Source organism: bacterium (genome assembly GCA_021372775.1).
In the GTDB taxonomy this organism is placed as follows: Bacteria; Acidobacteriota; Polarisedimenticolia; order J045; family J045; genus JAJFTU01.
Genome location: JAJFTU010000344.1, coordinates 1 through 1,726, shown reverse-complemented (window position 1 = coordinate 1,726; position 1,726 = coordinate 1). Strand labels below are relative to the sequence as shown.

General features: G+C 67.4%; 2 protein-coding genes. Both read left to right on the top strand.

What is annotated here, in order from left to right:
- The first annotated feature begins 974 nt into the window (after positions 1-974).
- Positions 975-1,241 carry a transposase gene (locus LLG88_11505; GenBank protein ID MCE5247526.1) on the top strand — a complete coding sequence of 89 codons (267 nt, stop codon included), beginning with the start codon at positions 975-977 and terminating at the stop codon, positions 1,239-1,241.
- Between the two features lie 47 nt (positions 1,242-1,288).
- Positions 1,289-1,726: IS3 family transposase (locus tag LLG88_11500; GenBank protein ID MCE5247525.1), on the top strand; the 438-nt coding region annotated here is incomplete at its 3' end.

Below are 1,726 nucleotides of genomic sequence, written 5' to 3'. Positions count from 1 at the left end.
GGGGCGAACGCTCCGGAACGCATTGCGTGGACCTGCCGAGAACCCTTGGCGTGGCAGGTCGCGCTCGGATTCGTTTGCCGTGGCCGCCCGCGGGGCCGAGTCGCCGAGTGCACCGGACCGGTCTCGACATTTGTCGGATCGGAGTCATTGGGCGGAGCGAGGCGAGTCCGTGACGGCGGAGCGGGAAGCGGTGAAACGCGTGTCGGGGCGGGGGGACGCGAGGCGATGATAACGAGGCGACGTGCGGGCGACTGCTGATCACGTTGTGACGGTGGGTCGATCAGCCGGTAACGAGCATCAACACCGCGTGCGCCGACTCGGAGATAATCCATCGTCTTCCACCGCAGGCTCACTGCGTGGAGGGGCTGATGCAAGTGAGAACGTCAGGGGAGGTTCGAGTGGGCGTTGGATTATCAGGGCGAGGTGACAGGCCGCGCCGTGCGCGACGAAGACTGACATATACGGGGAAGATTGTCTTCGTGGACCGGTTGTCTCTTTGCCTTCAAATAGTGTTCGGTTGCGTGGGCGGCGCGGCGGGCGTGTGCGGAGTGGGATGGGGAGTGTGGCGACTCGGCGCCGCGATCTTCAGCCATGGCTCCCGCGGCTTTGTTGGGCCTGGTCGCTTGTTGGCTGTGGCGTGTGTTGGCGCGGCCCTCTCGTTTGTGTGCATGACGTTTCAGGTCGCCGAAGTGAGAGAGCGTCACTTCTCGGACGCCGATCTGTGGACTGTTGCGGTAAGTGCGTCGAAGAGAGCGGAGCGCGAAGAGGAGAATTCAGGCGCAGCGGAGTGCGCCGTCGCGCGCCCCGAACGGGTTAGGCAATGGCACTTCAAGAAGCGCCGGTGAGGTAAGCCGCGCTGGCGGCGTGTCGGACCGTTTCGCTCTCATCGCGAAAGGAACTGGCCTGCTCCCCGAAAAGTGGTCCGGGTTGACCGAGAGTCCTCGGGACGATAATTCGCCCGCGAAAGGACGCTCATGAGGAAGAGCCGGCTCGGCGTGGAGCAGATCGTCGGCATCCTGAAGGAGGCGGACGCCGGCGTGAGGGTCGGGGAGCTGTGCCGGAAGTACGGGATCAGCGACCAGACGTACGACCGCTGGAAGGCGAAGTACGGCTGGATGGAGGCCGGCGACGCGGTGCGGCTGAGGGCGCTCGAGGACGAGAACCGCAAGCTGAAGATGATCGTCGTCGAGCAGCCGCTGGACATCCGCGTGCTGAAGGACATCACCTCGAGAGAGTGGTGACGCCCGCCGCGCGACGGGACGCGGTGCGTCGCGCTCGCCGGCTCGGCATGAGCGAGCGCCGCGCGTGCGGGCTGATCGGGATCCGTCGTTCGACGTGCCGCCGGAAGCCGAGGCGCGGCGACGCCCCGGGACTCCGCGAGGCGCTGCTGCGGCTGGCGCAGGAGCGGCCGCGCTTCGGCTACCGCCGGCTGCACGTGCTGCTGCGGCGCGAACTGCCGGGAATCAACCACAAGCGGGTGTACAGGATCTACCGCCGGGAGGGCTTGGCCTTGCGGCGCAAGCAGCGCAAACGCCTCGCCCGCGAGCCGCGCGTGCCGATGCCGCCGGCGACCAGGCCGAACGAGTGCTGGTCGATGGACTTCACGCACGACGCCCTGGAGTCGGGCCGGGCGTTCCGGACGCTCAACGTCGTCGACGTGGTCACGCGGATGTGCCTCGCGATCGAGGTCGACACGTCGCTGCCGGCGGCGCGCGTGGTGCGCGTG

Bases quoted from the DNA above. Each gene is read 5' to 3' on its own strand.
- LLG88_11505 (MCE5247526.1), top strand. From the start codon at position 975: ATGAGGAAGAGCCGGCTCGGCGTGGAGCAGATCGTCGGCATCCTGAAG.